The sequence below is a fragment of the Chloroflexota bacterium genome, from assembly GCA_034717495.1.
Lineage (GTDB): Bacteria > Chloroflexota > Anaerolineae > JAAEKA01 > JAAEKA01 > JAYELL01.
In genome coordinates this window covers 1-9,064 of record JAYELL010000096.1, presented here as the reverse complement: position 1 = coordinate 9,064, position 9,064 = coordinate 1, and the positions used below count along the sequence as shown (strand labels likewise).

Annotated in this window: 7 protein-coding genes; 6 read left to right on the top strand and 1 reads right to left on the bottom strand. The window is 57.9% G+C overall.

The window, feature by feature from the left end:
- Positions 1 to 335, top strand: a 335-nt coding sequence (locus tag U9R25_17115) for a hypothetical protein (GenBank protein ID MEA3337619.1), incomplete at its 5' end; no start/stop codon positions are given.
- Positions 336 to 379: 44 nt separating this feature from the next.
- On the top strand, positions 380 to 1,129 hold the full coding sequence (locus tag U9R25_17110; GenBank protein MEA3337618.1) for a hypothetical protein: 750 nt from the start codon (positions 380 to 382) through the stop codon (positions 1,127 to 1,129).
- Positions 1,130 to 1,220: 91 nt separating this feature from the next.
- Here U9R25_17110 and U9R25_17105 read toward each other — a convergent pair whose 3' ends face one another.
- Positions 1,221 to 2,048: an HAD-IIA family hydrolase gene (locus tag U9R25_17105; protein MEA3337617.1), complete on the bottom strand. Its 828-nt coding sequence runs from the start codon at positions 2,046 to 2,048 to the stop codon at positions 1,221 to 1,223.
- 527 nt (positions 2,049 to 2,575) lie between these two features.
- Here U9R25_17105 and U9R25_17100 point away from each other — a divergent pair.
- From U9R25_17100 to U9R25_17085, 4 genes are all read left to right on the top strand, one after another.
- Positions 2,576 to 3,349 (top strand): SLC13 family permease, encoded by a 774-nt coding sequence (locus U9R25_17100; GenBank protein ID MEA3337616.1) that lies wholly within the window; start codon positions 2,576 to 2,578, stop codon positions 3,347 to 3,349.
- Between the two features lie 24 nt (positions 3,350 to 3,373).
- Positions 3,374 to 4,771, top strand: a complete 1,398-nt coding sequence (locus tag U9R25_17095; protein ID MEA3337615.1) for a PKD domain-containing protein — start codon at positions 3,374 to 3,376, stop codon at positions 4,769 to 4,771.
- A gap of 361 nt (positions 4,772 to 5,132) precedes the next feature.
- Positions 5,133 to 7,133 carry a 2-oxoacid:acceptor oxidoreductase family protein gene (locus U9R25_17090; protein ID MEA3337614.1) on the top strand — a complete coding sequence of 667 codons (2,001 nt, stop codon included), beginning with the start codon at positions 5,133 to 5,135 and terminating at the stop codon, positions 7,131 to 7,133.
- Between the two features lie 11 nt (positions 7,134 to 7,144).
- Positions 7,145 to 8,761: a thiamine pyrophosphate-dependent enzyme gene (locus tag U9R25_17085; GenBank protein ID MEA3337613.1), complete on the top strand. Its 1,617-nt coding sequence runs from the start codon at positions 7,145 to 7,147 to the stop codon at positions 8,759 to 8,761.
- The last annotated feature ends 303 nt before the right edge of the window (positions 8,762 to 9,064 follow it).

Sequence of the window (9,064 nt, the reverse complement as noted above, 5' to 3'; positions counted from 1 at the left end):
GCCCCGATGGCATCGCGGTTGCTTCAGTTGACTTCACTGCACCGGCTGGGAACACCGAAGGAAAGGTGGTAGCCAGGCTTGAGTTGACAGAGGGAAGCACTTACCCGCTGGATCAACACCGGCCCGCTATTCTGCTAATCGATTCAGCCCGGACCGAGGCGGTCAATCTTGATTACCTCGCCAATCTGACGGCAGAGTCGGATAGTGAGGGCAATCTGACGGCGGTTGCCCTGACCATTCCCCCCGGAACCGAGCTACCCACTACGTTGGAGGCCGTGGTGGTCCTGGACGTGTTCCCGCTGCACCGCCAGGATTTGACCGAAGAGGCGCGCTAATTGTCAGACGATTCCTCCGCCAATTTGTCGGTTGATAACAGACTATGAGCGATACAGCCCTGAAAAACATGTACAACCGCCAGTCGGTAGCAGCCATGGCAGGCGCTTTTGAGGAGGTTTATGCCGGCTTTGACGGTGAGGCATTCCTGACAGGCGTCTTCGACGATACCTGGGAGGCGCTGGAACTCAAAGGGCGAATGCGCCAGATCACCATTGTTCTGCAGCGCTTCCTGCCGGAGGACTACCCGGCTGCCCTGGCGATCCTCCAGGACGCACTTCCCCTTTTGGGAGACTATGGCTTTGAAAAGATGGTATTCCCCGACTACGTGGAGGTATATGGGCTGGACGACTGGCAGGCCCACGACGCCGACGAGATAAGGTGGATCACTCGCCATGGGCCGCGAACCCTGCTCAAGCAGGGTCGACCCGAAGCCCTCGAACTGTTGGGATACCCCAGTCAACCCGCCATCGCCGTGGGAAACGTGGCGGTTGAACCGCCAGCTGTCGCCATGGGTGGCACAGTGACTATCAGCTTCGACATCGAATCTTTGAGCGGTGCGCCTCAGAATCTGATGATCGACTATGTGGTACACCTGATGCGGGCCAATGGCAAGCAAACTGCCAAGGTGTTTAAGCTGGCGAAGCGCACCATCGGACCGGGCGAAGTGATTCACATCACCAAACGGCACAGCTTCAAACCGGTCACGACGCGGCGCTACTATCCAGGCGCCCATGCTGTCGAGCCGAAGATCAACGGCAAAGTGTGCGATCGGATCGATTTTGTGCTGGGCTAGACAGACGCCAGCAACACCATAGGCGCAGGCCGCTCGTGTGTTTCATGGTTAGTATGTCGATATGTCAATATGTCAGAATGTCATCGTGACATCATAACCTCACCAAATCGCTCAATTGTCGAATAACATAAGTAGGCCGTATCTCGGACGCCGCCGCCTGCTCAGCGGATGTTGCGCCGGTCAGCGTCAGCGCGGCATCCATGCCGGAATCCAAGCCCATGAGCACATCTGTTTCCAGCCGATCGCCGATCATCAGGCAGCGATCTGGCGGCAGGTCAACCAGATCAAGAATGGCCTGCGCCATGTGCTTCGAAGGCTTGCCCACGATGGCCTCGATCGTCGTGTCGGTGCACGCCTCGATGGCAGCGATAACCGCCGCAGCGTCGGGCTGGCCGCCACCTGGCACAGGGCAGTAACGATCTCCGTTGGTGGCAAAAAACTTTGCGCCGGCGCGAATGGCGTCAAACGCGGTCTGCAGCTTGCTGTATGCAAAGGTGCGATCAAAGCTGGCAATCACCGCATCTATCTGACGCGGGTCGTCGCTCATCTCGAAGCCGGCCTCGCTCAGCACATCCAGCAACGGTTGCTCGCCGACCACGAACAGGCGTGCCCCCGGCATGGTGCGACCCAGGAACTGCGCCATCACCAACGACGAGTTGATCACATCCCCGGCCGGCGTCGCTAAACCAAGCCGGGTCAGCTTTCGGGCATAGGTGTCTCGTGTCTCGGTTGGGTTATTGGACAAGAAGACCGTTCGCCGGCCGAGCCGCCGCAAAGCTTCGATCGTCTCGCCGGCCGTCGGCAGCAGCGATTCGCCCAGGTAAACAGTGCCGTCGAGATCGAAGATATAGGCATCATACAATCTGGTCGGGATACCCAACCGGGCGCCATTGTCTGGTACAGTTGTGGATAGACTCAAACTGATCTCCTGCTTAGAAACTCGCGATTTCCGGACCAACCTTGTGTCATCCTCGCGTGCACCCGGAGGGGCCCGCGAAGGCGGGGAACCAGAGTGTGAACTCCTGGACTCTCGCTCGAACTCACGCCAGAACGACCAATTGTGGCACGCGATGTCGATGGACTCCCGCTTGCCTGGTCTGGCGCAGATAATTGGGAAGATGCGTAGGTCACGCTACCTGCCTCACGCACCGCCTGCCGGCGTCACGCATCGTCTGCTACCTCCCGCATCGGCTGCTGCCATGGCGTCGCAATGACACCCGAACAGTCACAACCAGATTACACAGACCTCAGCGAATGTCAAGTGCCCCGCGGGAGAACTTCTTCTGGCATGCCGCAAAACAGTATGCTATAATTTAATCTCGGTTCAGACGTCCTGCTCACGCCTGGTCCCGAGCGGACGGAGCGGGTATTTCCGAGGCTGGTTTCACACGGTGGGTTATGGGCCGGCCGCGGGATCCTTTTGACTTTCCGATGAAGGAGTTATCCATGACAACTGAAGCCTGGATTGTGCTGGGCGTTCTGGCTGTCATGTTCGTCCTGCTGATCTGGGATCGATTTCCCGCCTGGCTGGTCTTCATGGACACCCTGGCGGCGTGCATGACGCTGGGACTGGCAGAGGAAAATGCTCTGCTAAAAGGTTTCTCCAACCGGGGCGTCATTACCGTAGCTGCTCTTTTCCCCGTGGCGGCTGGTATGTACGCCACCGGCGCGATCACTCTGATTGCGGAAAAATTGATCGGCCTGCCCAAATCGCTCCGGGCTGCCCAGATCAAAATCCTACCGCCAGTGGCTGTCGGTAGTGCCTTCCTCAACAACACGCCACTGGTTGCCATGATGATACCGGTCATTCGCGACCTGAGCCGAACCACTGGACTGGCAGTCTCCAGGCTGCTAATGCCTATGAGCTTCGCTTCCATCCTCGGCGGCGCTTCCACTTTAATTGGAACTTCGACGAATCTGATCATTGCCGGCATGGTGGCCGACTCGATCGCAACGCATGGGCTGGATGTGGCACCGGTCACGATCTTTGCCCCAACCAAAATCGGTCTGCCAGCGGCAATTGTCGGGATTCTCTTTCTTATCTTCGTCGGGATTAGATTACTGCCATCAGGACAAGAGGATGAGACCGTCGGCGAGATGAAGCGATTATACCGCGCCGAGTTCCTGGTCGAAGCTGATTCCAATCTGGATGGAAAGACTCTGGAAAGAGCTGGCTTGTCAGAAACGGTGGGTTTCGAACTGAACACGCTAAAACAGTAGGATGAAAAAAGGAGTAACCTTACGATGGGCGAAAACGATCTACTGATCCCGACCGAGGAAGACGATTCGGAAACCCAGTTCGAGGCGACCTCTGCCTCGGAAAGCAAAACCGAAAGCCATAAACAGACGATCGGTATCCTGGCCGGTGCCTTGGTGCTGGCGGCAGCCTGTCTCTGCCTTTCCCTGGTCTTCAACCTGGGCTTCGGATTTCTGGGCGACGACAATGCAGAAACCGTGCCCACGGCAACTCCCGCGCCGACCAACGCGCCTACCGCTACCCCCGTGCCAACACCGGAACCTGACGACCCGCCGATCGCCGTTATCAACGGCCCCACTCAGGCCGTGGTCGGCCAGGAACTTGTCTTCGATGGCAGCGCGTCGACAGGTTCAAGCCCCCTTGTCGATTTCGTCTGGCAGTTTGGCGACGGCACCGGCGCCCGAGGGGTGGTTGTCAACCATTCATACTCCCGGGCAGGCACCTACATCATCACCCTGACGGTGACCGACCAACAAGGCTTGTCTGGAAGTGCGCGGGTCCAGATCGAGATCCGGGATCCGGAGCCAACACCTGAGGGACCCACGGCAGTCATTATGGCGCCGTCCCAGGCCGAGGTAGGCGAGAGGGTGACCTTCGACGGCAAAGGTTCGACCTCGGGCAATGCCATCGTCGGCTACACCTGGGATTTTGGCGACGGGGCCTCAGGCAACGGTGCAGTGGTCGATCACACCTACAGCCAACCTGGCGAATTCAGCGTCACGTTGATGGTCACCGACAGTGCTGGTCTATCAGACACCGCCAGGGCCCAGATTACCATCGAACAAACGGCTCAAACGCCACCAACTGCTGTGATCGAGGGCCCCTCGGAAGGGATCGTTGGGCAGGAAGTGATCTTCAGCGCAGCCAGTTCCCAGGCGGGCAGCAGTGAGATCAGCGGTTACTCCTGGGACCTGGGCAACGGCCAGACCAAACAGGGCAGCCGCGAAGTAACTGTGACGACCAGCTACAACAAACCTGGCCAATTCACCGTTACCTTGACTGTAATCGACGACAATGGCCTGAGCGACACAACCGACAGCCGGATCACCATCCATCAGACTCTGGAGGAGGTGTCCTGGTATCTTTCGACAGCCGTGCCAGGCACCGATATTACGGCGCAGTTCGATCGTGGTCTCGTGAGCGGCAACGCCGGCTGCAACGACTATTCGGGCACTTACGAGCTTTCCGCCGCAGGCATGGCCAGCGGAGAGATCACCATCAGTGGCCTGGCGTCGTCCAAGAAGACCTGCCCCGAGGAGGTCATGGTGCAGGAGGCCGGCTATCTCGATAACCTGGGCTCGGTCACCAGCTACGCCATCCAGGGATCCTTGCTCAGCCTGGATTATCCTGGCGGCACCCTGCAGTATAGCGACCAGGCCCCATAGAATAGATGTCAGAATGTCAGAATGTCACGATTCCGCATCTCGACATGTTCAGTATCCTGGCATATTGACATATTGACATCAGAATGACAGAGTGTCGACGCGTCCCCCCACACCGTGTCTCCCCCTCCCCGCGTCGCCCCTCCTGCTTTGACAAGGCACGCAGGCGGTGGTATTCTATCTTGTCGCCAGAACGGGCAGTAGCAGGTTACACTTGGAGGCATCCTCACTGACCATCCCATCCTGTCACAGTATTATTGTGTTTGAGCCGAAGGGTTGCTGGGGGTTTCGCGCAACTGTGGTTTAACATTGCTCGCAATCAGCACCCTGCTGTTACCCGGCTTCGAGACAAGGAGAGAACTGCATGAGTCAAAACGGAAAACAAGAAAGCTATCCCTTCCCTGGGATTGAAACCACGTCGGATGGAACAGGCACGGTTGTCTGGGTCGAAACCCATATCACCGATGGCTCTTGCGCCTATCCCATCACCTCGTCAACCGAGATGGGTGTGGGCTATCAGGTGGCCGTGGCCAACGGGCAGCGCAATCTTTGGGGAAGATCGCTGGCCTTTATCGAACCTGAAAGTGAACACAGCTCAGCCTCAGCGGCAGAGGGCTTTGCCCTGGCGGGTGGGCGCGTCACTAACTTCACCAGCGGCCAGGGATTGGTGCTGATGAAAGAGGTGCTCTTCACCATCTCCGGTAAGCGCCTGCCAGTTGTTTTCAACATCGGTGCGCGCGCCTTGACCAGCCACAGCTTAAATGTCCATGCAGGTCATGATGACGTCATGGCCGTCAGCGACGTAGGTTGGGGCATCCTGTTCGCCAAAAACGCCCAGTCCGCTGGCGATCTGGCGCTGATCGCCCGTCGAGCTGCGGAAAACGGCTCCACACCCTTCCTGAACTGCCAGGATGGTTTTCTCACCACTCATACCATCGAAAGCGTGCGTCTTCCGGAAAAAGAACTGATGAAGCTGTACATTGGCGACTCGCGCGATAAGTTGGAAAACCTGATGGATCCCCACAATCCGATCATGAGCGGAGTGGTTCAGAACCAGGACAGCTACATGAAGGGGAAAATCGCCCAGCGCGCCTACTACGACAAGGTCCAGGCGGCTGTGGTCGAAGCCATGGATGAGTACTATCGCCAGACCGGCCGGCGTTATGACCTGCTCGATACCTACCGCATGGAAGATGCCGAATATGCTGTTGTCGGTTTGGGTAGCATGATCGAAACATGCGAGGCCACGGTCGACTACTTGCGAGAGAACGAAGGAATCAAGGCAGGCGTTATCCACGTCACCAGTTTCCGTCCCTTCCCGGGACCGCAGTTGGTTGAGGCGCTGCAGCGGGTCAAGGCCTTCGCCGTCGTCGAACGGATGGACAATCCCATGGGCCAGAGCAATCCTTTGACCGTTGAGGTCAAAGCTGCCTTCGCCGATGCACTGACCGGCGCAGAAGGCTACACAGCAATCGATCGTATCCCTGTCATCTATTCCGGCTCAGCCGGTCTCGGCAGCCGGGATGTGAGAGCTGGTGACTTCGTGGCAACGTTCAACCACATGAATAACCAAGAGGACCAGCGTTACTTCGTGCTGGGAATCAAGCATCCGCTGGCCATCGCCGACGGCACAGACCCCGATGTGCGGCCTCCTGGCGCCTTTAGCATGCGCGGCCACTCCGTTGGTGGCTTCGGCTCCGTAACCACCAACAAAGTCATTGCTACCATCAGCGGCGACTTGTTCGATGTGGACGCCCAGGCCTATCCCAAGTACGGTTCGGAAAAGAAGGGACTGCCGACCACCTACTATCTTACGCTGGCTGACGATCGCATTCGCATGCACAGCGAGTTGAACAAGGTCGACTTCATCCCGCTCAACAACGAAAGCGCCTTTCTCACCGGCAACCCGCTGAGTGGTCTCGTCGAGGGCGGTACCGTCTTCATTCAGAGCGCTCAGACTACCCCGGAGGAAGTTTGGGCTCGCGTGCCGGCCTACGCAAAGGATATCCTGCGAGAGAAGAACGCGCGGATACTGGCCCTGGATGCAGCCAAGATCGCCCGCGAGGTAGCCAGCGAACCCGCTCTTGAGGTTCGAATGCAGGGCATCGTGTTGCTGGGCATCTTCCTGAGCGCCACACCATTTGCCGAAAAAAAGGGTCTCAGCCGCGAAGAGATCATGCAAGGCGCTGAAAAGAGTATTCGCAAGTACTTTGGCAAGCGGGGCGAACAGGTCGTCCAGGACAACCTGACCTGCGTGCGGCGAGGCTACGACGAGGTGTTCGAAATCCCGCCCGAAGTCATCGCCCAGGACCTCGAGATAGAAATGCCAGAGAACCTGTTTGAAAACATCACCCTGTTTGCCTAGGAGTTTCCAGAATGGGTATTACTACTGATACGTATGAAATTCGTGATATCGCCAAAGGACAAAATGGTGGCCTGGGCGAGGATTATGTCGATATTGGCGATTTTTTCGGCCGTGTGCTGGATGGTTATCAAGATGGCACGGCTCCCAGCCAGTTGGATGCCGACATTGACACAGCCCGAAGCCTGATTCCGATTGGTACAGCCGCCTACCGTGACTTCAGCTATCTGGCGCCTGAGATTCCTTTGTTCAATAACCAGAACTGTGTTGGATGTATGACCTGCGTCACCGAGTGCCCTGATACGGCCATTCTCGGCAAGGTTGTCGAAGAAACCGTTCTGAAAGAACAGCTCAAGGCCATCCCGGATAGTGACGAGCGCGCCTTCATGGCAGGCCAGTTTGCCGAAACCACCAAGTACTACACCCGCTATGCCAAAAAAGGGGAGGTTGGTGGCCAATTCGGTATCTTCATCGATCCGACCAAGTGCAAGGGCTGCGCCGAGTGTGTCCAGGTCTGTGCCGACCTGGGTTACAATGCCCTGGAAATGATCCAGAAAGAGGACGAGACCGTTCCTGTCTACCAGAAGTCAATCAACTTCTTCAGGATGTTGCCAGAGACACCGGAAAGGTATATCCAGGAGCGCATTCCCGCAGACATGATGCTGGCGGAAAGGAGCTTGCTTTTTGTCGGCGGCGCTGGCTCGTGTGCCGGCTGTGGAGAAGCTACTGCGTTGCGCATGCTGTTGGCTGCCACCGGTTTCCAGTTTGGCAAGGAGAACATCGGTCTGGTAGCTGCCACAGGCTGTAACACCGTTTACGGATCGACTTACCCTTACAATCCCTACCTGGTACCCTGGACCAACTCGCTGTTCGAAAACGCGGCCACCATGGCCATGGGCGTACGGGCGGCCTGGAACCAGCGTGGTTGGGAAGAGAAGCGGCTTTGGGTATTGGGCGGCGATGGCGCAATGTACGACATCGGCTTCCAGGCGTTGAGCCGCCTGCTCTCCAGTGGCATGGATGTCAAGGTATTCATCCTGGATACCCAGGTTTACTCCAATACGGGTGGCCAGACGAGTACCTCCAGTTTCCACGGCCAGAGCGCCAAGATGTCCATGCATGGCAAGGAGATCGCCGGTAAGCAGGAGTTCCGCAAGGAAATCAGCCGCATTGCCATGATGCATCCCAACACCTACGTGGCGCAGACCACTGCGGCCCACGTCAATCACTTCTACCGATCGGTGATGGATGCCAATACCTTCCCGGGACCGGCTGTGGTGGTAGTATACACTACCTGTCAGCCCGAGCACGGCGTCGCCGATGATCTGAGCGGGCAGCAGGCAAAGCTGGCTGTCGACTCCCGGGCCTTCCCGTTGCTGGTCTATGACCCGCGCAATGGCGATATGATCCGGGAACGGTTGAGCCTCAAGGGCAATCCTGGCCTTAAGGATGACTGGTACACGGTCCCCAAGACCGGCGAGGTGATCGACTTTATCACCTTTGCCCGCACTGAGGGACGTTTTGCCAGGCAGTTCGACAAGGAGGGTAACCCCTCGGAAACGTTGTTGACCTCTCAGGAAGATCGGCTGGCAAACTGGCACAAACTGCAGGAACTGGCTGGCCTTCGCTAAACAAAGCCACTATTCGACAGAAGAACGGCCGGATCTCTTTCGAGGGGTCCGGTTTTTTTGTGGGTTGTAGATGGGGGGATGCGGGAATGCGGGGATGGGGAGACACGGGGAGGGGGGACGCGGGGACGCGGGGACGCGGGGATGGGGGACGCGGGGACGCGGGGATGGGGGACGCGGGGACGCTGAGACGCCGCCAGCACGCTACGCCAGCACGGTAGCAACCGATCCGAGAGGTAGGCGTGCCGAGAGGCAGCAAGCGGTGCGTGACGTCAGCAGACGGTGCGTGAGCTAGCTAGGCGTACC